The 24,486-nt window shown below is 64.2% G+C and carries 11 protein-coding genes and 1 tRNA gene; 3 read left to right on the plus strand and 9 right to left on the minus strand.

What is annotated here, in order from left to right:
* Positions 1-2 precede the first annotated feature (2 nt).
* From AC0MAZ_RS23290 to dapA, 6 genes are all read right to left on the minus strand, one after another.
* Positions 3-14,699 (minus strand): two-partner secretion domain-containing protein, encoded by a 14,697-nt coding sequence (locus tag AC0MAZ_RS23290; protein ID WP_475859352.1) that lies wholly within the window; start codon positions 14,697-14,699, stop codon positions 3-5.
* Between the two features lie 510 nt (positions 14,700-15,209).
* Positions 15,210-15,299 (minus strand) — tRNA-Ser (locus AC0MAZ_RS23295).
* 91 nt (positions 15,300-15,390) lie between these two features.
* Positions 15,391-16,101: a phosphoribosylaminoimidazolesuccinocarboxamide synthase gene (gene purC, locus AC0MAZ_RS23300; protein ID WP_016392503.1), complete on the minus strand. Its 711-nt coding sequence runs from the start codon at positions 16,099-16,101 to the stop codon at positions 15,391-15,393.
* 29 nt (positions 16,102-16,130) lie between these two features.
* On the minus strand, positions 16,131-16,889 hold the full coding sequence (locus AC0MAZ_RS23305; protein WP_198744480.1) for an MBL fold metallo-hydrolase: 759 nt from the start codon (positions 16,887-16,889) through the stop codon (positions 16,131-16,133).
* Positions 16,890-18,005, minus strand: a complete 1,116-nt coding sequence (bamC, locus tag AC0MAZ_RS23310; RefSeq protein WP_046856746.1) for an outer membrane protein assembly factor BamC — start codon at positions 18,003-18,005, stop codon at positions 16,890-16,892.
* 17 nt (positions 18,006-18,022) lie between these two features.
* Entirely contained in the window at positions 18,023-18,910 is an 888-nt protein-coding gene (dapA, locus tag AC0MAZ_RS23315; RefSeq protein WP_475859353.1) for a 4-hydroxy-tetrahydrodipicolinate synthase, read from the minus strand.
* 261 nt (positions 18,911-19,171) lie between these two features.
* Here dapA and AC0MAZ_RS23320 point away from each other — a divergent pair, with 261 nt between their 5' ends.
* A complete protein-coding gene (locus AC0MAZ_RS23320) occupies positions 19,172-19,732 on the plus strand; it encodes a glycine cleavage system transcriptional repressor (protein WP_028692994.1) in 561 nt (186 codons plus the stop codon).
* A gap of 10 nt (positions 19,733-19,742) precedes the next feature.
* On the plus strand, positions 19,743-20,216 hold the full coding sequence (locus AC0MAZ_RS23325; RefSeq protein ID WP_475859355.1) for a peroxiredoxin: 474 nt from the start codon (positions 19,743-19,745) through the stop codon (positions 20,214-20,216).
* Positions 20,217-20,311: 95 nt separating this feature from the next.
* On the opposite strand, the gene AC0MAZ_RS23330 is transcribed toward AC0MAZ_RS23325, so the two are convergent.
* Both AC0MAZ_RS23330 and AC0MAZ_RS23335 read right to left on the minus strand, forming a co-directional pair.
* Positions 20,312-21,382 (minus strand): AI-2E family transporter, encoded by a 1,071-nt coding sequence (locus AC0MAZ_RS23330; protein ID WP_475859357.1) that lies wholly within the window; start codon positions 21,380-21,382, stop codon positions 20,312-20,314.
* Positions 21,383-21,402: 20 nt separating this feature from the next.
* Positions 21,403-21,642, minus strand: coding sequence for a sulfurtransferase TusA family protein (locus tag AC0MAZ_RS23335; RefSeq protein ID WP_028692991.1), 240 nt, complete (start codon positions 21,640-21,642; stop codon positions 21,403-21,405).
* A gap of 107 nt (positions 21,643-21,749) precedes the next feature.
* On the opposite strand from AC0MAZ_RS23335, the gene AC0MAZ_RS23340 reads away from it, so the two are divergent.
* Positions 21,750-23,186, plus strand: a complete 1,437-nt coding sequence (locus AC0MAZ_RS23340) for a M48 family metalloprotease (RefSeq protein WP_203651283.1) — start codon at positions 21,750-21,752, stop codon at positions 23,184-23,186.
* Between the two features lie 142 nt (positions 23,187-23,328).
* On the opposite strand, the gene nadA is transcribed toward AC0MAZ_RS23340, so the two are convergent.
* Positions 23,329-24,387, minus strand: coding sequence for a quinolinate synthase NadA (nadA, locus tag AC0MAZ_RS23345; RefSeq protein ID WP_203651281.1), 1,059 nt, complete (start codon positions 24,385-24,387; stop codon positions 23,329-23,331).
* Between the last annotated feature and the right edge of the window lie 99 nt (positions 24,388-24,486).

The following is a 24,486-nucleotide window of genomic DNA, read 5'->3' on the forward strand; positions in this document are numbered from 1 at the left end:
ACTCATTTCTCATGTACGGGAAACGCGTTCATTACTTTGCCATCCGCACCGACGATGACCCTTACCATCGTTTGGCCCTTTACACCCACTGGGCGACCTGCATCAATGACCACCCTGAATGTACCCGGATGAGCCGGGTTATCATAAAACGCTGCCGAGTTCGAACGTAAGCCGTTGCTGATCATGTCCCTGATCTCCTGCACATCGCTGGTATTGAAGCGCGCCTTCGACTGTGACCCACCACCAAGGACATGCTTGTCTTTCGGAGTGAACAGATCGATATTGTCAGCCGCCGCGTACGCTGCCCCTGAAGCGCGTTTCAAGTCTACATTGGAATTTGGCTTGATCGGGTGCTCATAGGGCATTCCCGCCTCGGCATCCGCCTTGGCCCCTATCGAAGCCGGCTTTTCCGACTTGCCGCCGATGCCATGCCCCAGTGAAACACTGGACTTGGAGCCACCTCTTCCCAAGAGCGCTTGCGTGATCATTACCAGGAGCGGTGAATCCTTGCCGAGACTCGAAGCGATTGTCTGCATCGCTTCGGTGTTGCTCTCAATAACTCGTCCAATAAATGCGGAAACGCCAGCATCCCCCTGGTGCCGATAGGTCTGCAGTACCCTTTCCATCTCTGGCACATCGTCCAGCAAGGTTTTGACTACACGGCTACAAGCCGCGCTGTCGAGCTTGCACAGTTGTGTCAGACCTTCATTTCGCTTGACATCGAGATCGTTGTATCGCTTGGCGATGTCCCTTTCGCACTCAATAGAGGTACAGGCAGCCTTTTCAGCCGCCATTCGTTCAATTTCCTCGTGAAGCAACCAGTTGTACTGGGTCGATTGCGCGGCGACCGTAGCGCCCGTCTGCAAGCTCTTTGCGTCGCCTCCACTTGCGGCGGCTGCAAACACCCCTATCAGTTGCGCATTCATGACCAAGAGCTTTTGGCGCTGCTCAGGTGCCATCGAGGCATACTGTTGAGCGAGCGTATCCACCATCGACGCGTTCAACCCAGCAGCCAAAGCTCCCGTCTTGAAATCACCTCCAGCGGCTTGCGCCGCCAGCCCTCCCATGATGGCGTGTAACCCAACCTTGCTCAGCCTGCGAAACTCGGGGTCGATCTTCTGTCCCGCATCACCAACCCAATTGAATCCGGCTGCCGCAAACGTGTTGGCAAGACTAGTGCGCAGCGCATCATCAAACTGACTTTCGCCGCCCAGAGCACGATCCAGCAATGCCGAGGTGCCATTCTGCAAAAGTTGATTGGCGCCAAATCGACCGATCCCCTCCAGACTGGACAACCCGCCCTCGGCGACGACCTTGCTTACATTGGGCAAGGCACCGTCCACCTGCGTGGTCGTGCTGGTCATCTTGTCGAAAATGCTGGCGGTCAGACCTGCTGTTACACCGGACACCACATAGCCTCGCAGCGAATCCCTGGAGGTCACGTCCTTGAACACCAAGCCCAGGTCACCACGATTGTTAACGGCGCTTATGGTTGCATTGCTGGCTAGTCCCGTCGCAACCGAAGTCAACGCCACATTGGCCCAACCCGCGGCCACCGTTGAACCAGCCGTCGCTCCACCAGCCACCGCACTGGCGGTTGCGGTGCCACTCGCGGCCAACGCCGTTCCAGAACCTGCTGCTGCGCCTGTCGCGCTACCGATTGCAGCGCTGGCAGCACCCGCTGTCAGATAGGTGACGATGATGGCAATGACCAGCTGTGCCCCGGCCCCTAACCCTGAATGGCTGTACTTGTAGGCGTCATGAACTTCCTTGACTTGCCTCCAATCCACATCCCCACGAGCTTGCGCATCCTTCAACCAGGCAAGTTGCGGGTCTGCCTTGACCATCGCATCGATTGCCTGACTCACACTCTGCTGGTCGATGTGTCGAACATCGATGCTCATCCCGTCGGCAGCTTTGATCAGAAGATCGCCACTGGCCAACAGTTGGCTCTGCCGCAGGGTCTCATCGGTGCTACCCCTACCGCTCATGCTGTTCCAGGCAAGGCTCGATTTGCTCTTTTCGTGACTTTCCTGACGCAGGTCCTTGACCCCTTCAAAGGTCACTTTGCCACTGCTGCTGATCGTCAGGTCGGCGTCACTCTGGAGCTTGGCCGCCTGGTACCACTGGTCCCCTCCGCTTTCCAGGGTCAGGTCACCTCCAGTCGTGATTTCACTACCAACATGTCGAATATCGGTGACTTCGTCACGCTTGGTGTATTTACCGCCAAAACTGCCTTTCTTCTTCTTGTCGTACAGCGAATAGTCGCTGTCCTCGGCGGCGAGCAAGGCAAGCTTGCCACCCGCCACGAGGTAGGCTTCATCGCCCGCGCTGATGCGGCTGGCGCTCATGGCCAGGTCTTCACCCGCGCTGATGGCGATATCGCCGCCGGCCTTGAGCTCGGACCCGACCTGCCTGACGTGGTCTTCCTGGGTCTTGAGCTTCTTCGAGGTGTAGGACGCGTGCTGCTCATCCGCCGCCGACGCCAGGGTCACGTCACCCCGAGCCGAAATATCGATATCGCGTTGCGCCTCGATCCGGCTGGCCACCGCGGTCAGGTCACGCCCGGCCACTGCGGTGAAGTCCCGGCCCGCGGTGACACTGGAACCGCTCTGGAAAATCGACTGGGTCTTGGTGCGCCCGTAGGCGGCACTGTCCACGGCCTCGGCCGATCCCAGCACGATGTCGCGCCCTGCCTGCAGCGTGGTGTCCCGCCCGCTCTGCAACACACCGCCCGCGCTGAGAAGATCGCGGCCAGCGTTGATGCTCATGTCGTTGGCGGCCTCGATGCGCGCGGCGCTGTCTACGTAGTCCTTGCGCGCGGACAGGCGGGCGCTGTCGGTGACATGGCTGGTCACCGAGCGCTCGTTGACAACATCGCCAAGCAGCGTGGTGAGGCTGACATCGCGACCAGAGATGATGCCGCCGGCCTTGTTGACGATATCGTTGCCCGCCAGCAGGTCGACACGGTTGCCGGCCTGGATCAGGCCGCCATTGAGGATGTCGTTGCCGGCGTTGGCCGACAGGTTGTCGGTGGCCCGCAGGGTGCCGACGTTGACCAGGTCCTGCCCGGCGATCAGGTCGAGGTTCTTACCCGCCACCAGTGCACCGTTGGGCGCCAGGCGGTTGTTGGCGTTGGCGAGGTAGACCACCGGCACCAGCACCTTCTGGCCATTGATGGTGGCTTCTTCCAGCCAGACGATGTCGTGGGTCAGCGCGGCGACCTGCTCCGAGGTCAGGCCCACGCCCACCGCCAGGTTCAACTGCTGCTTGCTGGCGATGGCGTTGTCCATCAGGTACTTGAACATCTTCTCGTCGCTGGTCTGCCCGGCGAGGAAACGCTGGCCGGTGGCGGCCACCACCGCCTGCTGGATCAGGCGCTGCTCGTAGAAGCCGTCCCCCAGGCGCTTGGCGCTTTCGTCCGGGTTGTAGCCCAGCCCGGCCAGCAGATAGTCGGAACTCATGAACTGCTTGAGGTCGGTCAGCAGCGGGTTGGTTTCGACCAGGTATTTGTGCGGTTGGAGCGGTACCGTACGATCCGGCAGGCCCTGAACGCGCTGGATGACCTGGCTGGCCGTCGCGGTCGCCGGCGTGCTGCCGGGCGCTGTCACTTTCGCCGTGCGCGCATCGACGCCAGGGACGTCCGCACGTTCGCTGGCAGGCACCACGACCGGGACTTGGCTCACCACAGGCGCCAGGTCTGGCCGGGTGGGCTGGCTGATACCCACCTGCCCATCACCTGGGCCGGTGTTACCGGTCCCGTGGCCCGTCGCGCTGACCGAACCGGTGCTGTCAGCGACGGACGTCTGGCTACCGATCGCTTCGTTGCGGGTGATTGCGTCGGCGCTGGTGCGCCCCGATTGCCAGGTGCCGTTGTCGACGGCAGTCACCGGGGACACCTGGATCGAGCGGCCATTGCCATCGATGACGGCGGCTTCACGGGCGGTCACTGCCACCTGGTGCGCGCCTGCGGCAAGCGCACCGATGTCGTCCAGCTTGAGGGTGCGTGCGGAGGCACCAGGCACGGCTTGCTCGCGCTGTGCCAGATCGATGCTGGCACCGCCCAAGGTCCAATTGCCGGAAGTGCTGTCACCCTGGGCAACGCCTGCCGCGCTGGCAGCCTTGTCGCTCAGGCGGAACAGGCCGTTCGGGTTGGTGGGCAAGCTGAAGCCCGGCAGGCTCAACGGGTTGAGCTGTTGCTGGGCCAGGTTGGGCGGCAGTTGCCGGTTCAGGACGATGACCGGCGCGCTGCCCGCCACCTTGGTGTCCAGGCTGCGGGCAGCCCCTGCCGCGCCACGGCTGTAGGCGCGCTCGACACCATTGGTGATCTTGCTGGCGGCGGTAATGGAGACGGCGCCGCCGGCCTCTACCACTGAGGGCAGGTAGTTGGAACCGGCATTCTCGACACGCTTGATGAGAAACGGATTGGTACCTTGAATGACCGCCGGAGCATTGCCCGCCGAGCCGCTCGAATAGTTGGCCGGATACATGAAGTCCGAAGACCTGTAGTAAGCCTTGCCTGCATCCCGACTGGTGTCCAGCTGCATACTGGCGAAGTTCAGCCACGAACGGGTCTCTCCCCTGCCGATGGGACGACTCCCTCCGGTAATCGCCGCCATCGACTCTGCGCCTGCGGCATTCCAGAAGCGGATGCCACCGTTATAGCCAAGGTCATTCTCGGCGTTGTACTTGAAGATGCTTTTCCACAGTCCGCCGCCCGGCGTTCCGACATCGATGTACTTCAGGTCCGTGTAGCCATTGAGTGAAGTTCCGGTGTTGGAGAACGTACCGGTCTTGATATCGATGTTCCCGGCTGCGGAAACCGTGGAGTTGGAGTTGGCGAACGTGTCGCTGCTGACAGAGAGGTTCCTGCCCGAGAACAGGCTGGACTGCTTCGCGACCTGCCCAACCGCGTCATACACATAGGTTTGCGCCCACACCAGATGCGACGACGGTGAAATCGGCACGCTGCCATTCATGTAACTGGAGCAGCTGTAGCAACGAACACCGATGTAACCGGACTGCGCCGTCGGCGTCAGGTCGAAGTCCACCCGCTTGTTGCTGACAGTCGTGGCCGCGATGGTGAAGTCGCCAAGGCTCTCAAGCGTCCCGGAGATGTTTTCCAGCAAGGCTGCCCGCGAGCCTTGCGCATCCCTGGCCACGCGGATCGCGCCCAGGCTGTAGATGTCGCCTTCGCGGTTGGTCAGGTTTTGCGCATAGAGCGCCATGTCGGCGCCGCTGAAGATGAACCCGCCTTGGTTCAGCAGGTTCGTGGTGCTGGCGGTCAACACCTGGCCACCGCCCAGCGAGCCGTAGTTGTTGATGCCGCCGGCCTCGAGGGTCAGGTTGGCGGCGGACGTCAGGCGCCCGGCGTTGTTCAACAGGCCGCCCACCTTGACCATGGTGTTGTCGCCGGCCGACAGGCTGGCGCTCCCTCCCACGGTCAATTGGCCCAACGTGAGGTTCATGGCGCCGAGGCTGCTGGTGCGCCCGCTGGCATTCAGGCTGCCACCAAGCGTCAGGTCAAAACGACCGTCACTGGCGATCACGCCCGCCGTGGACCAATTGTTGCCACTGCCGCTGAAGCTTTCCGAGGCCAGCAGTCGCCCTTCGGCGGTCTGGTTCAGTTCACCGACATTGACGGTCAGCCGCCCGGCCTGGATCACGCTGCTGTTGGTCCAGCTGGCGGCGTTCAGGGTCAGACCACCGCGGGTCACCAAGTTGCCACCGCTATTGGCCAGGTTCGCCATGGACACGTCGAAGTTGCCCGTGCCGCCGTGCAGCACCATACCGTTGAGGTTGCTCAGGCTGGCGGTATTCAGGGTCAGGTCGGTGTTGCCGATTTCCACCCGGCCGTAGCGGTTGTCGAAGCCGCCTCGGATCTGGAAATCGCTCTTGCCTGTCGCCCCCAGGGCTCGCAACTGGCCGCTCTGGTTGTCCACCGCCCCCGCCGAAACCTGCAGCAGGGTATCGCTTTCAATGACGCCCGAGCGGTTCACCAGCTCATCACCCAGCGCCAGCTCGATACGTCCACCGGCCAGTTGTCCTGCGCTGTTGTCCAGCCCCAGGCCATCGACCCGCACCAGCCCCTTGGCGTAAAGCCCGCCACCGGCGTTGATCAGATCCCCACCACGAATGCGTGCATCACCCGACTGCGCGGCGATGCGACCGCCGCTGTTGTCGACCACGCCGGCGACCATCAGCAACTGCTGGCCTTGCACGACCCCACCCTTGCCGCTGGCATCGCGCCGATTGTCGAGCACGCCACTGACATTGACGTCCAGCAAGCCGGCGAGGCTGGCGAGGATGCCACCCTGGTTGCTCAAGCTGCCTGCACGCTGCACCACAAGGTTGCCACCCTGGGCAAGCAGCTTGCCGCCACGGTTGTCCAACCCTGCACCGACATCCAGCAGCAGCCCGCTGTGCCCTTGCACTTCGCCCTGCTGGTTGATCAGCTCGGCAGCCTGCAACCGGACATCAGCATTCTCGCTGTAGATCAATCCCTGAGCGCTGTTGCGCAGGATCGAGCTGGCGTTGACCTTGACCTGCTCCTTGGCCGCAAGGGTGCCAAGCTGGCTGTTGTCGAGGCTACCCGCATTCAGTTCCAGACGGCCGCGGCTGACAATCTTGCCGCCCTGGTTGGCAACTTGCAGCGCCTGCTTGAGCAGCAAGGTGTCGGCACTGACCAGGGTGCCGCCGGTATTGGTCAAGATGCCGCGCAGATCCAGAGTCAGGCTGCCGTTGCCCGCGATGCGCCCGGCACTGTTGTCGAGGTCGGTGCCATTGACCGTGATCCATTGCTGGGCATCGATGCTGCCACTCTGGTTGCCGAGGCTGGTGACGTTCAGCTGCAGGGCGTCGCCACTGGACAGCACGCCACCGCTGTTGTCGAGGCTGGCCGCGCCAATGTCCATGCGGCCCTGGCTGACCAGGGCTCCGTCGCCGCTGTTGAGCAGGCTCCCCGACAGTTGCACGTCCAGCGCGCCACTGCGGCTGGACAAGGTACCGGCATTGCGATTGTCGAGACTGCCGCCATACAGGGTCAAGCCTTGCCAACCGGACAACAGGCCGTTTTGGTTGGCGACGCTGCCGACGTTCAGGAACACCTGACGAGTACCGATCAACCTGCCATTGCCGTTATCAAGACGGTTGGCCGAGAGGGTCAGGCCCTGTTTGGCGGAGAGCTCGCCGCCCACGTTGTCGAACACACCCACGCGCTGCACGTTCAACGCGCCACCCGCCTGGATCAAGCCATTGCGGTTGCTCAGGTCGTGGCCATCGAGGTCCAGGCTCAGCGCCTGCTCCGCGAGGATGCGGCCGTTGTTCACCGACAACGCACCGAGCTTCAGGCCCAGGTCACCGCGCGCGGAGACTTCGCCGTTGCTGCTGTCCAGCCCCTCGGCGGTGATATCGAGACGACCCTGGCTATTGATCAGGCCGGAGGCGCTGTTGTTCAGCGTGCGCGCGACCAGGGCCACGCTACCGGTGCCGAGCAGGCTGCCACCCTGGTTGTTCAGGTCGCCGCTGCGCAGCTTCAATGTGCCCGCCGCGCTGACCAGGCCTTGCTGGCGGTTGTCGAGCAGGCCTCCGCTGTCCAGTTGCAGGTCGCCCCGGCTGTTGAGCAGGCCAGTGCGGTTGTCCACGCTACCTGCGTCGATGCGCAGGTTGGCGGCGCCGATCAGGCCCTTGATGTTGCTCAAGGTCTTGGCGATTACCAGTTTCAAGTCCTGGCTGGCGAGCACGCGCCCATTGTCGTTGTCCAGGCTGCGAGCCTCGAGGGTGAACGCCTGGGTGCTGGAGATTTCGCCGGAACGGTTGCTCACATCGACCAGGTTGCCCAGCAGCAGCGGGCCTGCGCTCTGGATCAGGCCGCCCTGGTTGTCCAGTTTGCCGCCCTGGAGGTCGAGGCTCAGGCGGGTGTCGCTGATCAGCTTGCCGCCCAGCTGATCGAGACCTGTGACTTTGGCGGTCAGGGCCTGGAGGCTGCCGATGCTGCCGCCGTTGCTGACCTGGCCAGCGGTGAGGTCGAGGCTTTGCGCGCTGTTGAGGCGGCCACCACGGTTGCTCAAGGCCCCGGTGACAAGGTCGACCGCGCCCTTGGCGCTGAGGCTGCCTTGGTCGTTGACCAGGCTGGCACTGCGCAACAGCAGGCTGGCATCGCTCACCAGCTCGCCATGGGTGTTGTCCAGCCCGTTCTTGAGGTTCAAGGACAGTGCGCCGGCGCTGCCCAGGCTACCGTTGCGGTTGTCGAGACTGTCGGCGGTGAGCGCCAGGGTCGACTCACTGCTCAGGGTACCCTGCTGGTTGTCCAGGTCGCCGCTGAGCTTGAGCACCAGCGGCAGTTGCGCACGGATGAAGCCGCCGCTGTTGCTCAGGCTGGCCCCCACCAGGCTCACGCCCTGACCGTTCATCTGGCCGCGGCTGTGGTTGATAACACGCTGCACGGCTAGCGCCAGGTTGCCCGCGGCGAACACCACGCCGCCATCACTGTTGTCCAGGCTCAGCCCGGTGACCGAGACATCGCTGTTGCCGGTCAGCTCACCGCCGCGGTTGTCCAAGGTGTCGACCGAGAGTTTCAGCGCTTTTGTCGCACCCAGCAGGCCGCCACGATTGTCCAGATGGGAGGACGTCACCTCGACGCGGTCGGTGCCGATCAACTGGCCGCTCTGGTTGTCGATGGTCGCCACGTTCACCTCGACCAGCGCCTTGCCGGCGATCTCGCCGTGGCGGTTGTCCAGGCTGGCGCTGGCGACCGTGAGCGCGCCAGCGGCGATCAGCGTGCCGCCCTGGTTGACCAGCGCATCGCGGGCGTTCACCGTCAGGCTGCCGCGGCTGCTGATACGGCCATCGCGGTTGTCCAGGCTCAGGCTGCCCAGGTCGAGACTCGCGGCACTGATCCGCCCCTGGCTGTTGCCCAGCCCCTGCTCGCTGCGCAAGACCAGGCCCTGGTCGCTGACCAGTTTGCCGCCGCCGTTGTCGAGGCTGCGTGCGGCAAGCGTGAAGGCATTCTGGCTGGAGATTTCGCCCCCGCGGTTGGTGACCACGCCAAGGTTCTTCAGGACCAGTTGCGACGCGTTGATCAAGCCTTGGTTGCTCAAATCCCCCTGGTCGAGGTTCAGGGTCAACTGGCTGTTGCTGAACAATTCGCCATGATCCTGGACCAGCCCCGCCATACGGGCATCGAGTACGCCATTGCTGGCGATCCGTCCACCATTGCTGACCTGGCCGGCACGCAGGCTCAGTGTCGTGTCGCTGATGATCCGGCCACCCAGCAGGTTGTCCAGACGCCCGGTGACCAGGCTCGCAGCGCCCTGGCTCTTGATCAGGCCTTGCCCGCTGTTGTCCAGGCTGGCGCTGGAGAGGCTGAGGTGCTGGGCGCTTTCGACGACACCGCCCTGATTGAGCAAACCAGCCGCGCTGGTCAACACCAGCGGGCCGGCGCTGGAAATGCTGCCGCTGCGGTTGTCCAGTTGTTCAGCGTCGAGGCTCAGTGCGCCTTCACTGACAAGCTTGCCCTGGCCGTTCAACAGGTGGCCATCGAGCAGCGCCGCCGGCTGTGCGGTGAGACGAACCTGCAGCGAGCGCCGCCCCGAGAGCGTACCCTGGGTGTTGTCCAGATGCCCGCCGATCAGGCTGACATCCTGGCCGAACAACAGGCCGCGCGCCTGGTTGATGACCTTGGCCACGGTCATGTCCAGGCGGGTGCCGGCCAACAGCTTGCCGCCACTGTTGTCCAACTGCCCTGCACTGACACCGACATCTTGCTGGCCAGAAATTTCACCACCGCGGTTGTCAGCGGAATCCACCTCGATCTTCAGCGCTTTCGTGCTGCCCACCAAGCCGCCCGCGCGGTTGTCCAGCCGGCCGCCGATCAGGCTCAGGCCACCCTGTGCCACCAGCTCGCCAGCCTGTTGATCGAGTGTTTTAACGGTGGCGAGCAGATCGCCCTGGCTGGCGATGCGCCCTTTGCCATTGTTGACGGTGTCGGCGTGCAGCAGAACCTGGCCACCCGCACTGACCAGGCCTTGCTGGTTGAGCAGTTCACCGCTGTCGAGATCCAGCTTGCCCGCACCGTTGAGCAGGCCCTCACGGTTGTCGAGCAATGCCAGGCGCAAGGTCAGGTCCTGATTGCCACGCACGACACCACCGCGGTTGTCCAATGAGGTGCCACGCAGGCTCAGGCTGCCCTGCCCGGACAGACGCCCCGCACGGTTGTCGATGCGATCGACCAGCAGTTCCATGGTGCCTTTGGCGAGCACGGCACCTGCGGCCTGGTTGTCCAGCAGACCGCTGAGTGCCAGCGACAGGCTACCGTCACTGACCAGACTGCCACCGCTGCGGTTGTCGAGGCTCGTGGCAGCAGCCTTCAACGCATGGCCGGCACCCAGGGTCCCGCCCTGGTTGAAAAGCGCCCCCGTCACGCCCAGGTCCAGGCTGCCGTCGCTCATCACCTGGCCCTGGCCGTTGGCCAGGCTGGCCGCCCTGATCGTGCTGATGCCGGCGCCGGATACTTCGCCCGCCTCGTTGAGCAGCGCGCCGGCCAATGTGAGGTCCAGGTTGGCGGAGCTGCTGAACAGCCCGTCGTGGTTATCCAGGCTGGCCGCTTCGGCCGTCAGGCCGGCGGCGGCAATCTGGCCGCCGACATTGAGCAGAGCCTGGCGAATGCGCAGATCGATGGCCTGGCCACTGAGCAGATCACCGTGGCTGTTGTCCAGGTGCTCGGCGACCAGGCTGAAGCCCTGTTCGCTGGAAATCTCGCCGGACCGGTTGATCACCGTGGACAGGTTGCGCAGCCGCAATGGCCCAACCGCGTTGATCAGGCCATCGCTGTTGTCCAGCAGCCCCTGGCTCACGTCCAGGGTCAGGGCACTGGCACTGTACAACTGGCCACCGCCATGCTGGTCGAGCCCGGCCAGCGTGGCGCTCAACGCCTTGTCACTGGCGATCCGCCCACCGTGGTTGTCGACCTGGCCGGCGCTGAGGTCGAGGCGGTCGCCGCTGGTGAGGTAGCCGGCCTGATTGCTCAAGCCACCAGTGGTCACACGCAATCCGGCATCGGCGGCGATGCGCCCCCGACTGTTGTCGAGCGAGAGGCTGGCCAGGGTCAAGGCGCCACCGGCGAGCAGTTGCCCGCCGGCGTTGCCAACACCCTGCCCCGCCGTCAGTGTCAGGTTGCCCGCCCCGCTCACCCGGCCACTGTCGTTGAGCAGGTTGACCAGGTCGAGGCCAAGGTCGGCGTCACTGCGCAGCACGCCCTGGCGGTTGTCCAGTTGCCCATTGGCGCCGTTACCGTCGCGCAGCAGCAACGACAGCCCCTGCTTGGCATACAGGCTGCCTTGGGCACTATTGTCCAACTGCCCGGCGACGAGGGTGACCGTGCGCTGGCCGGAGATGATGCCTTTGGCCTGGTTATCGAGACGGGCCAGGGTCAGTGCCAGGTTGCCGTTGGCGACCACCCGACCGCCGCCGCTGTTGTCCAGGTGGCCGCCGTTGACAGTGAGGTCGGAAACGCTGCTGATTTCGCCGCCACGGTTGTCGATCTGGGTCGCCTCGAGGGTCAGGTTGCCCTGCGTGGCAATCCGCCCACCCAGCCGGTTGTCCAGGCCGGCTGCATTCAGTTGCAACGTGCCCACCGCGCCGAGTACGCCGCCCTGGTTGAGCAGTTGCCCGGCGACGGCGAGGTCCAGGGTACCGTCGCTGCTCACTCGCCCTTGATGGTTGTCGAGCGCTCCGTCCACCGTCAGCTTCAGGCCGTTGCGCGCTTCCAGGGTGCCTTGACGGTTGGCCAGGGAAGCCACGCGGGCATGCAGCGCCGCAGCCCTGACCAGACCCAGGGTGTTGTCCAGGGCGCGCGCGATACGCAAGGTCAGTTGCTGGTCCGCAAGCAGCTTGCCACCTCGGTTGTCCAGGCTGGAGGCCGCCACGGTGAAAGCCTGCCGGCTGGAAATCTCCCCCCCCTGGTTGTCGACCCCGTTCAGGTTGCTCAGCAGCAACTGGCCAGGCGCGTTGATCAGGCCACCGCGGTTGTCCAGATGGCCGTTGTTCAGGTCGAGGGTCAGACTGTCCTGGCTGTAGAGCTGCCCGCCGCCAACCTGGCTCAGGCCACTGACACTGGCCTTTACATCACGGGCATAAATGCGTCCGGCAGTGCCGTTGTCCAGTTGCCCGGCACCTAGCTGCAAGGTCGCACCCGCCAGCAATTGCCCCTGGTGGTTGACCAGGTCGGCGCCGGTCAGTTGCAGGTTGCCTCCGGCGCTGAACAGGCCGCTCTGGTTGAGCAGGTTGCCGGCCAGCGTGGCCGTCAGGTCGGCACCGCTGGTGAGCTTGCCGAACGCGTTGTCGAGGCCAGTGGCCGTCAGCGCCAGCGCGGAGCCCGCAGCCAGGACACCGTGGCCGTTATCGATACCGGCACTGTCCAGGCGCAGGCTTGTGCTGGCCTGGATCCGCCCATTGCGGTTGTCCAAAGCGCCCAGGCCGAGCTTGACATCCGCTCCCTGCACCTCACCGTCCCGGTTGTCCAGCCCGGCACCGACCACCAGGCTAAGACCACCCTCGCTCTTGAGCTTGCCGCCGCGGTTGTCCAGATGGTCGCCGCGCAGTTCGAAGCCAAGTGCGCTGGAAATTTCCCCAGCCTGATTGTTCACCGCCGCCAGGTTGAGAAACTGCAGTGGGCCAGGCACCGTGAGCAGCCCGCCCTGGTTGTTCCAAGCGCCGTGATTGAGGTCCAGGCTCAGGCCCGACTGGCCATGCATGCGCCCGGCGCTGTTGTCCAGGCTGCCCACCGCCACCTGCAGGTCGCCCTGCGCGCTGAGGTTGCCGTCATGGTTGTTCAGCGAACCCGCGACGCGGGCTCCCAGACCACCCTGGCTGGAAACCATGCCCCGTTGATCGTTGAGCAGGCTGGCGGCATCGATCCACAAGCCTTGGGCGCTGATCAGGCCGGCACTGTTACCCAGTGCCCCGGCGATGCTCAGGGTCAAGGCCTGGTCGCTCAGCAACTTGCCGGCACCGTTGTCGAGGCCACTCGCCACCACGCTGAACGCGCGATTACTGGAGATCTCGCCCTGGCGGTTGTCGACGTTGGCCAGATGCTCCAGGACCAGCTGGCCATTGGCATTGATCACCCCGCCACGGTTGTCCAGGTGACCGTGGCGCACGTCGAGGCGCAGGCCACTGTCACTGTGCAGGCGCCCGCCCCCCTGCTGGTCCAGGCTGCCGATGCTGGCCGTCAGTTGCTGCGCGCTATTGACCTGCCCACCACGGTTGTCGAGCAGACCAGCGGCCTGCAAGTCGAGGGATTGGCCAGCCGAAACCAGGCCCGCAACGTTGTCCAGCGAGGCCACGCGCAGCGTCACCTGACCCAGGCTGGACAGCTCACCCTTGCGGTTGATCAAGGTCCTGCTGTTGACGTCCAGCGCACCACTGCCGGCGATCAAGCCACCTTGGCCATTGAGCAGGGTCTGGCTGTTGACACCAAGGTTCCCTGCGGACAGGACACGCCCCCGATTCTGGTTGTCCAACTGCTGCGCGTCGATCCGGGCACTGCGCCCGGCACTCAGGGTGCCGCCCTGGTTCGCCAGATCATTGGTGTTGATAGCGAGGTCGCGGCTGGCAGCCAGGGTGTGCCCGTTGTTGTCGACGGCTTGCGCGGTCACCTGCAGATCGCCCTGTCGATTGCGACTGCCGTCGGCGCTGACCCCGACCTCGACGATGCCCTGATTGAGCACCCGACCGGCGCTGTCCAGGCGCAGGCTATCGCCGGCGGCCAGACTCCGCTGGTTGCGCAGATCACCCTGGCTGGTGATCGCCAGGTCCTTGGCGGCATGGACCGGCCCCTGCACATCGATACCCTGCGCCTTGGCGACCAACGTGCCGCCCGCAGAGGCCTGTCCCAGGTCCAGCTTACCGTTGGCATCAATGTGGATATCGCCACCAGCGACCATGTCGCCCGCCAGCCGAACCCCGACGCCCGCCTCGGTACCTACCAGGCGAATGGTGTTGGCGTACATGCCCCCCAACGCCGATGAGTCGATCGCCAGCTCCTGCGTCGGGCTACCGTCGCCTCTGCGGACGGTAGCGGTCAAGGTGCGTGCATCGACATCGTTGCGGCCTGCGACGATGTCCAGCTTGTTCGCCTGGATCCGCGCATTGATCTTCGTGGCGCGGGTAATGATTTCGAATTGGTCGACATTGCTCGCATTGAGCCCCGCGCCCTGGATGGACACCGTGCCCTGATCGACCTGGTAGCGGCTCAACTGGCCGTTTTCGATCACCGGCTTGCCCGTGCTGAGCGTGACGTTGGGCGTGTTGATGAAACCGCAACCGTCGCAGCTGATCCCGTGGGGGTTGGCGACGATGACATGCGCGGACTTGCCCGCCACTTCGGTGTAACCACGCAACTGGCTGGGGTTTGCGCCATTGACTTCGTTGAGGATGATGTCGGCGGCCCGGCCATTGAGGTTCGGGTTACCGACAATGATCCCGCCCAGTTGGGTGGCCTGCGTGCGCTCGATGGCGTTGTTGAGGATCAGCCCCTGGGCATCGACGTTGTAGTCCTTGAACTGGTTGTGCGACAGGCCATTGGCATTCGGCGTGGCAATGTTGACGATCGGCACGCCATTGCCCGCTTGAGCCAGCCCCGTGCCCGGCGCGCTGACCGCGATGCCTTCGGCCTGGGCCCACAGCGGCTGCCAAAACATGACGTTCACCAGCAGGAACGCCAGCGCGCGCTTGGAAATACCGCAAAAAGATCCGCGCGATTGCACAGTCGCCGAAGGCAGTCGGGTCAGGAAAACGAATTGACGGGCATCCATGTCGTAGTCTCGCGTCAGCAGTAGCAGTGCTTGCTACAACAGCTCCAGCCGTAACAGGTGGGCGATCAGCGCTCGGCTCACGCCCGGGCGCTCCAGGGAACAGGCAAAAGTGGCGCTGGCGGCCAGACACAGACGATCCCCCGGGGACAGGCTGTCGGCGACCTTGATTCGAGGGTGTCGAGGGGAAAAGCGCAACCTCATCGCGAGGTAGTGAAGCGACATGACCCCATTAGATATCATTGCGCCATCACGGCGCCGAGATACTAATTGAGCAGAAAATCTGACGTCAAGAAAATTGCGTGACTGCGTGCTGCCAGGGGGTGGCAATAATTCGCAGCATAAACGACGAAGCCCCCGAAAACTCAACGTTTTCAGGGGCTTCGACTACTTCGCGTATGGCGGAGAGATAGGGATTTGAACCCTAGGTACTGTTGCCAGTACAACGGATTTCGAATCCGTCCCGTTCGACCACTCCGGCATCTCTCCAATGGCGCGCATCATACCAGCGATTTCGTTTCTGGCAAACCTTTTTTGAAAAAAATTCGCGTGGTATCAGGCGCTTGCGTGAACGCGCCGCTTACAGCGGCACGCCCAGGCGTTTGGCAACTTCTTCGTAGGCTTCGATCACGTCGCCCAGGCCCTGGCGGAAGCGGTCCTTGTCCATCTTCTTGCGGGTCTCTTTGTCCCACAGGCGGCAGCCGTCCGGGCTGAATTCGTCGCCCAGGACGATCTGGCCGTGGAACACGCCGAACTCCAGCTTGAAGTCGACCAGCAGCAGGCCTGCGTCGTCGAACAGCTTGCTCAGCACTTCGTTGACCTTCAGCGACAGCTTCTTCATCTCGACCAGTTGCTCGGCGGTGCCCCAGCCGAAGGCGACAACGTGGGATTCGTTGATGAACGGATCACCCTTCTCGTCGTTCTTCAGGAATAGCTCGAAGGTGGACGGCTCCAGCTTGATGCCCTCCTCCACGCCCAGGCGCTTGACCAGGCTGCCGGCGGCGTAGTTACGCACCACGCACTCGACCGGGATCATGTCGAGCTTCTTCACCAGGCACTCGTTGTCGCCCAGCAGCTTGTCGAACTGGGTCGGCACGCCAGCTTCTTCGAGCTTCTGCATGATGAAGGCATTGAACTTGTTGTTCACCATGCCCTTGCGGTCGAGTTGTTCGATGCGCTTGCCGTCGAACGCCGAGGTGTCGTTACGGAACAGCAGGATCAAGCGGTCGGCGTCGTCGGTCTGGTAAACCGATTTGGCCTTGCCGCGGTAGAGTTCGTCGCGTTTTTCCATGATGGGCTCCGCTTGCTTGAGTGGGTGGGCTAGGCGATTTGGCGCCAGTCGAGCCCATGATCCTGATTCGCCACCTGGAGCCAGTCCGGGTCGCACCCGAGGGCGTCGACGAAGCACTGGCGGGCCAGATGTGGCAGGTTGTTCTTGCTGCTGAGGTGGGCCAGCACCAGGTGCTGCAGGTTCTGCCAGCCCAACTCGGCCACCAGGCTCGCGGCCTGGTGGTTGTTCAAATGTCCCTGGCTGCCGCCGACCCGCAGCTTGAGAAAGTGCGGGTAATGCCCACGGGCCAGCAGGTCACGGCAGTGGTTGGCCTCGATCAGCAGGGCATCGAGCCCCTGATAGCGCTCCAACAGCCGCGCGTCGTAACTGCCCAGATCAGTGAGCATGCCAAAGCGCCGACGACCATCGCTGATCACGTACTGCAGCGGCTCGTAGGCATCATGCTCGACCCGTGCCGCACTGACCTGCAGATCGCCGATCTGCAGTTCATCGCCACAACCGAGAAAACCGGCCACCTCGACCGGCTTGCGCATGCCGCGCAACGTGCCCTGGCTGAGGTAGACCGGTACATTGTAGCGGCGCGAGAGCAACCCTACCCCATGCACGTGGTCGGCATGTTCGTGGGTCACCAGCACCGCGCTCAATTGCGTGGCCGACACCCCGAGCAGCGCCAGGCGCCGCTCGGTCTCGCGCAGGGAAAAGCCGCAATCGACCAGGATGAAGGTATCACCACTGGCGACGAGCGTGCCGTTTCCCTGGCTACCGCTTCCTAGAACCGCGAAGCGCACTTAGCCCAGGTGGTCCTGGATCGCGCTCAGCACGCGGCGGGCGACATCGGCCGGAGCCACGGTGTTGATGTTCTTCTCGACGGTCACCTGGACGTTGTCGCCGACCTTGCTCAGGCGAACCTGGTAGCGCTCGGCACGGGCTTCACGCTCTTCCTTGCTCGGCTCGCTGCCGAACAGGCGGCTGAAGAAGCCAGGCTCCTTCTGCTTGTCGTCAGGCTTCTCGGACAGGTTGATGTAGTACAGGCCCAGGCTGCGGTTGATGTCCTCGACACGCCACTCGCCCTGCTCCAGGGCGCGGCCGACGCCGGACCAGGCGCGGTCCAGGTCGGAACCCAGGAACAGCACCGGGTTGCCGCTGCCGTCCTCGCTCAGGCTGACCTGGCTCGGGGCATCGAAGTCGCGCGCGGCCAGCAGCGAGACCGAACCGCCCTTCTCGGCGCTGCGGTTCATGCTGGCGAGCATTTCGTCGACCAGCAGGGCGTCGGTGCCGGTGTTGCTGGAGGCGGACGGGAAGTCAGGCTCGGCAGTGCTGCCGGCCGGACGCTCGACGCTGACCACATACACCTCGGAGGTGTTGCGCTGCACGCCGGGCTCCATGCGCACCCGCACACGGACTTCGCTGTCCGGGCTGCTGGAGGTGCTGGCCAGGCGCTGGCCGAGGGAGGCCGACAGCTCGTCGAAACGCTGCCAGGTGGTGTTGAATTCGCCAGTCTGCGGACGTTCTTCGGCAATGCGGAAACCGTTGTCCTCGAAGAACTGGCGAGTCACCGGCCAGACTTCGGCGGGCGAGCGCTGGGCCAGCACCCAACGGCTGTTGCCGCTGCGCTGCAGGCTGAAATCGCTGATGTCGGCGGTGGCCGACAGCGGCTGTGGACGGGGTACCTCGAATTCGCCGGTGGCGCGATCATCGGCCACGTTGCGCGGGATCGGCAGCAGCGGATCCAGGCGCTTGACGTTGCTGGCGTCCGGCGGCAGCTGCATCGGCGCGGTCGGTTGCGCCTGCAGGTAGTCGCTGCCACGGTCGCGGAAATAGCCATCCTCGCCCCACAGCCAGCCGCACCCGCTGGTGCTGGAGATGATCAGGGCGAGAGCGGAAAGACCAGCCAGTCGCTTCATGCGGTGTACTTCCTCGATTAAACCAGTACGCCGGACTGGCGCAAGGCAGTACGGACTTTTTCGTGACAGCCTTCGCTCAGCCAGGTCAGTGGCAGGCGAATGCCCTGCTGCATCAGACCCATTTGCACCAGCGCCCATTTCACCGGAATCGGGTTGGCTTCGCAGAACAGGTCTTTGTGCAGCGGCATGAGTTTTTCGTTGATCGCGCGGGCCTTCTCGGCATTGCCCTCAAGGGCGGCCTCGCACAGGTCGGCCATTTCGCGCGGGGCGACGTTGGCGGTGACGGAGATGTTGCCCTTGCCGCCCATCAGGATCAGCTCGACGGCGGTCGGATCGTCGCCGGACAGGACGATGAAGTCCTTGTCGACGCCGTCCAGGATGGCCTTGGCACGGACCAGGTCGCCGGTGGCTTCCTTGATGCCGATGATGTTCTTGACCTTCGACAGACGGATCACGGTGTCGGCCTGCATGTCGCAGGAGGTGCGGCCGGGCACGTTGTAGAGGATCTGCGGGATGTCGACGGTTTCGGCGATGTGCTTGAAGTGCTGGTACAGGCCTTCCTGGGTCGGCTTGTTGTAGTACGGGACCACCAGCAGGCAGGCGTCGGCGCCGGCATTCTTGGCGTTCTTGGTCAGGTGCACGGCTTCGGCAGTGGAGTTGGCACCGGTACCGGCGATCACCGGGATCCGCTTCTTGCTGTGCTTGACCCGCTCGACCACGTGCTTGATGACCAGGATGTGTTCTTCGACATCCAGCGTGGCGGACTCGCCGGTGGTGCCGACAGCTACGATCGCGTGGGTGCCGTTTTCCAGGTGGAAGTCTACAAGCTTGTCGAGGCTGTCCCAGTCCAGACGCCCTTGTGCATCCATGGGAGTGACCAATGCCACCATACTGCCCGCAATCATGTAACTGCTCCTGCCGGAAAAAGAGAGCGGTAATGGTACTGGCGCCATCGGCCTTGCACAAGCGAAGCAGGCGGGCGGAGCATTCCCCTTCGCGCCGCTTTTCGCTACCCTTGATCCTTTGATCGGTGCAGCACGGCCCGCCGGGCCGTCGACAGTGCTCCCGGCCTGCGTCCACAGCCGCCAAAACCGGCCCGGGCCCTGCTGAAAAAGGAGGCTTTGCCCCCGTCCTGCATCGACCGCTCATCGCTTTAGGAATGCTGCATGTCCACCCCCACCGTTCGCGAACAATTCCTCGTCATCAGCGCCCTGGGCCCCAACCCCATGGAGCTGGCCAACGTTCTCAGCCGCGCGGCCTTCGACAACCGCTGTGCGGTGGTCACCTCGCGCCTGTCGCGCCACGGCGAGACCAGCGCCCTGGTGCTGCAGGTCGGCGGCAGCTGGGATGCCCTGGCCCGCCTCGAAGCCACCCTGCCGGGCCTGGGCAAGAAGCACGGCCTGACCCTGGACGTGGTGCGCAGCGCCGATCAGGAAGTGCGCCCGCAGGCCCTGCCCTACGTGGCCTACGTCAGCGCCGCCTATCGCCCGGACATCATCAACGAGCTGTGCCAGTTCTTCCTCGACCACCGCGTCGAGCTCGAAGCGATGACCTGCGACACCTACCTCGCGCCGCAAACCGGCAGCAGCATGCTCAACGCCCAGTTCACCGTGATCCTGCCGGCCGGCACCCAGATCAGCTGGCTGCGCGACCAGTTCCTCGACTTCGCCGACGCTCTGAACCTGGACGCGCTGATCGAACCGTGGCGCCCACAGAACCCCATGTAAGGAAACCCCCATGGCCGTAGCACTCGACCAACCCGTTGCCGATTTCCAGGTCCAGGCCACCAGCGGCCAGACCGTCAGCCTGGCTGACCTGAAGGGCCAGCAGGTGGTGCTGTACTTCTATCCCAAGGACAGCACCCCGGGCTGCACCACCGAAGGCCAGGGTTTCCGCGACCAGCACGCGGCGTTCCAGGCCGCCAACACCGTGGTGTTCGGCGTGTCGCGCGATGGCATCAAGTCGCACGAGAACTTCAAGGCCAAGCAGGCGTTTCCCTTCGAGCTGATCAGCGACAAGGACGAGGCGCTGTGCCAACTGTTCGACGTGATCAAGCTGAAGAAGCTGTACGGCAAGGAATACCTGGGCGTGGACCGCAGCACCTTCCTGATCGACAAGGACGGTGTGCTGCGCCAGGAATGGCGTGGGGTGAAGGTGCCGGGGCATGTGGATGCGGTGTTGGTGGCGGCGCAGGCCCTGAGCAAGGCCTGAAGTCCACAGGGGCCTCTTCGCGGGTAAACCCGCTCCCACAGGGATATCACTGAACCTGTGGGAGCGGGTTTACCCGCGAAGAAGACACCTCATTTCTAAAGCATCGGCGCGACCGACGACTCCTGCCGCGGCCACGCGTCCAGCACTGCCTTGAACAGCGTCGCCAGCGGGATCGCGAAGAAGATCCCCCAGAACCCCCACAGCCCGCCGAAAAGCAGCACCGCGCAGATGATCGCCACCGGGTGCAGGCTCACCGCCTCGGAGAACAGCAGCGGCACCAGCACGTTGCCATCGAGCGCCTGGATGATTGCGTACACCGCCATCAGGTAGATGAACTGGTCGCCCCAGCCCCACTGGAACAGCGCGATCAGCGTCACCGGCACCGTCACCACCACCGCGCCGACATAGGGCACCACCACCGACAGGCCCACCAGCAGCGCCAGCAAGGCGGCATAGTTCAGGCCCAGGCTGATGAAGGCGATATAGGTGGCGATCCCGCAAATCAGGATCTCGATGCCCTTGCCGCGGATATAGTTGGCGATCTGCCGGTTCATCTCATCGCCCACCCGGTTGAGCAGCGTGCGCTCACGCGGCAGATAGCCGCTGACCCAGCGCCCGATCAGTTCGCGGTCCTTGAGGAAGAAGAACACCAGGATCGGCACCAGCACCAGGTAGATCATGGCGTTGACCAGCAACGGCAGGCTCGACAGCGAGAAGGTCAGCGCCCATTGGCCGAACTTGCCGATCTCGCCGCGCACCGATTCGATGGCGCGCAGCACCTGCTCGTCCGACACCAGGTGCGGATAGCGCTCGGGCAGCAGCAGCAACAGCGACTGCCACTTGCCGAGCATCCCCGGCAGTTCGTTGAACAGGGTGATCAGCTGATGCCAGAGCAGCGGCACCAGCACCAGCATGAACACCGCCAGGGCGCCCATGAACAGGGCGAACACCATCCAGACCGCCAGCCTGGAGGGCACCCTCAAACGCTCCAGGGCATTGACCAGCCCCTGCATGAGGAACGCCAGGACCATGCCCGCCAGCACCGGCGCGAGCATGCCGCCCAGGGTCAGCACCACGGTGAAGGCCAGGAACAGCAGGACCGCCAACACCACGGCCTCCTCGTCGGAGAAGTAGCGCTGCATCCAGTCGCGAAGCACTTTGAACATTGACGATCCTTGGGAAAGACTCAGGCCTTGCGCAGCCAGTAGGTGTACACGCCGGCCTCGGCCGTTTCGTGCAGCAGCGTATGACCGGCCAGCTGGGCGAAAGTGCGGAAGTCGCGCTGGGAGCCGCCGTCGGTGGCGATCACCTTGAGCACCGCGCCACTGGCCAGGCGATTGAGTTCCATCTTGGCCTTGAGCAGCGGCAACGGGCAGTTCAGCCCGCTGGCGTCGAGCTCGGCGTCGCTGGTCGGGGTGTCACTCATCGGGCGCGTCTCCGGGGTATGGACAGAAAGGTCTGGTAGGATACCGCCACTGGTCGGCATCGCGCGACCCGGCTACAGTAAGGCTTTTGACCGACGCGAGCTTCTGCATGAATCTACTGCGCCCTACCCTGTTGACGCTGGCCTGCCTGATGGCCCTTCCCGGCCACGCCGACGACCTGCCGTCACTGGGCGACGCCAGCTCCGCGATCGTCTCGCCGCAACAGGAACACCAGCTCGGTCGCGCCTGGCTGAGCCTGTTGCGCGGCCAGGTCAACCAGCTGAACGACCCGCAGCTCAAGGACTTCGTCGAGACCAGCGTGTACAAACTGGCCGAGACCAGCCAGCTGCAGGACCGGCGCCTGGAGTTCATCCTCATCGACAGCAAGGAACTCAACGCCTTCGCCGCGCCCGGCGGCATCGTCGGGGTCAACGGCGGTCTATTCCTCAATGCGCAGACCGAAGGCGAGTATGCTTCGGTGCTGGCTCACGAACTGGCGCACTTGTCGCAGCGCCACTTCGCCCGTGGCGTCGAAGCCCAGCAGCGCATGCAGTTGCCCATGATGGCCGCGCTGCTTGCCGGTATCGTCCTGGCCGCCGGCGGTGGCGGCGATGCCGGCATCGGTGTGATTGCCGGCACCCAGGCGGCGGCGATCCAGGAGCAGCGGCGCTTCTCCCGACAGAACGAACAGGAAGCCGACCGTATTGGTATCCAGAACCTGGAAAAGGCCGGTTACGACCCACGCAACATGCCCAGCATGTTCGAACGCCTGGCGCGCCAGTACCGCTATGACGCCAAGCCGCCTGAATTCCTCCTTACCCACCCGGTGACCGAGTCGCGGGTAGCCGATACCCGTAACCGTGCCGAGCAGGCACCCAAGGGGGGCGTCGAGGACAGCCTGCGTTACCAGCTGATTCGTGCACGGGTACAGCTCACCTATGAAGGCACCCCGGGCCTGGCCGCCAAGCGCTTCCGCGCCCAGCTCGACGAGAATCCCCAGATGGACGCCGCGCGCTATGGCCTGGCGCTGGCACAGATCAAGGGTGGCCAGCTCAACGAAGCGCGGGAGAACCTCAAGCCGCTGCTGGCCAAGGCGCCCAACGACATTACCTACAACCTCGCGCAGATCGACCTGGACATCACCAACAACCGCCTGGCCGACGCTCAGCAACGCGCCCAGCGCATGCAGGCGCTGTACCCGGCCAACTATCCGTTGAAACAGGTGCGCGCCGACCTGCTGATCAAGCAGAACAAGCCGGCCGAGGCGGAGAAGGTGCTGGACGACCTGGTCAAGAACCGCCCGGACGACCCGGACGTGTGGTACGACGTCGCCGAAGTGCGAGGGCTGTCGGGCAACACCATCGGCCTGCACCGCGCCCGCGCCGAGTACTTCACCCTGGTCGGCGATTTCGACCAGGCGATCCAGCAGCTCGACTACGCCAAGCGCCGCTCGGGCAGCAACTTCCCGCTGGCCTCGCAGATCGACCAGCGCCAGCGCGAGATCATGGAGCAGCAGCGGATGGTCAAGGAGATGATGGGCCGCTAGGCGTCAGAACCGATAACCCTGTAGGAGCGGCCTTGCGCCGCGAAAGGGCCGCAGAGCGGCCCCTGTTTTTTGCGTGACCCTGAACATCCTGGGGCCGCTCTGCGGCCCTTTCGCGGCGCAAGGCCGCTCCTACAAGGTGATGTCAGGCGTTGCCTGATAACTTCAACCGCGCCGCCTGGGTGAAGTCGAGCATGCGGTTCAGCGGCTTGATCGCCTTGGGAATCAGCGCAGGCTCGACGAAGATCTCGTTACTGCCCTTGCGCAGGCAGTCGAGCGTGCGTTCCAGGGTGTTCATCGCCATCCACGGGCAATGCGCGCAGCTGCGGCAGGCCGCGCCGTTGCCGGCGGTCGGCGCCTCGACGAATTCCTTGTCCGGACACAGCTGCTGCATCTTGTAGAAGATGCCGCGGTCGGTGGCGACGATGAAGGTCTTGTTCGGCAGGGTCTGCGCCGCCTTGATCAGCTGGCTGGTGGAACCCACCGCGTCGGCCAGTTCGATCACCGCTTCCGGCGACTCCGGGTGAACCAGGATCGCCGCGTCCGGGTACAGCGCCTTCATGTCGGCCAGCTGGCGCGACTTGAACTCTTCGTGAACGATGCAGGCACCGTCCCACAGCAGCATGTCGGCACCGGTCTGCTTCTGGATATAGCGGCCCAGGTGCTGGTCCGGCCCCCAGATGATGGTCTCGCCGTTGTCCATCAGGCTTTCGACGATCTCCAGGGCGCAGCTGGAGGTCACCACCCAGTCGGCCCGTGCTTTCACCGCCGCGGAAGTGTTGGCGTAAACCACCACGGTGCGCTCGGGATGCTGGTCGCAGAAATCCGAGAACTCCTTGACCGGGCAGCCCAGGTCGAGGGAGCAGGTCGCCTCCAGGGTGGGCATCAACACACGTTTTTCCGGGGTGAGGATCTTCGCGGTTTCGCCCATGAAACGCACACCCGCCACCACCACGGTCTGCGCCGGATGGTTCTTGCCGAAACGCGCCATCTCCAGCGAGTCGGACACGCAGCCGCCGGTTTCCTCGGCCAGGGCCTGGATCACCGGGTCGCAATAGTAGTGGGCCACCAGCACGGCGTTCTGCTTTTTCAGCTCGGCGGCGATGGCCGCACGGTATTCGGCCTCCTGCGCGGGCGTCAGCGGGTTGGGCTGCTTGGCATCGAGGTGGGCCTGGACCAACAGGCGTTCGGAAATCTGGGTCATGATCGCTGGACCTGCGGGGCGCTTGAGCGCGTCAGTCGAGTGTATCACCCGGCCCTGGCAGATCGGCTAATGGTGCCGGACGGCCAGCGTCTCGGCCCC

The organism is Pseudomonas sp. A (assembly GCF_056270345.1).

Bases quoted from the DNA above. Each gene is read 5' to 3' on its own strand.
- AC0MAZ_RS23290 (WP_475859352.1), bottom strand. From the start codon at position 14,699: ATGTTTTGGCAGCCGCTGTGGGCCCAGGCCGAAGGCATCGCGGTCAGC.
- purC (WP_016392503.1), bottom strand. From the start codon at position 16,101: ATGGAAAAACGCGACGAACTCTACCGCGGCAAGGCCAAATCGGTTTAC.
- bamC (WP_046856746.1), bottom strand. From the start codon at position 18,005: ATGAAGCGACTGGCTGGTCTTTCCGCTCTCGCCCTGATCATCTCCAGC.
- dapA (WP_475859353.1), bottom strand. From the start codon at position 18,910: ATGATTGCGGGCAGTATGGTGGCATTGGTCACTCCCATGGATGCACAA.
- AC0MAZ_RS23320 (WP_028692994.1), top strand. From the start codon at position 19,172: ATGTCCACCCCCACCGTTCGCGAACAATTCCTCGTCATCAGCGCCCTG.
- AC0MAZ_RS23325 (WP_475859355.1), top strand. From the start codon at position 19,743: ATGGCCGTAGCACTCGACCAACCCGTTGCCGATTTCCAGGTCCAGGCC.
- AC0MAZ_RS23330 (WP_475859357.1), bottom strand. From the start codon at position 21,382: ATGTTCAAAGTGCTTCGCGACTGGATGCAGCGCTACTTCTCCGACGAG.
- AC0MAZ_RS23335 (WP_028692991.1), bottom strand. From the start codon at position 21,642: ATGAGTGACACCCCGACCAGCGACGCCGAGCTCGACGCCAGCGGGCTG.
- AC0MAZ_RS23340 (WP_203651283.1), top strand. From the start codon at position 21,750: ATGAATCTACTGCGCCCTACCCTGTTGACGCTGGCCTGCCTGATGGCC.
- nadA (WP_203651281.1), bottom strand. From the start codon at position 24,387: ATGACCCAGATTTCCGAACGCCTGTTGGTCCAGGCCCACCTCGATGCC.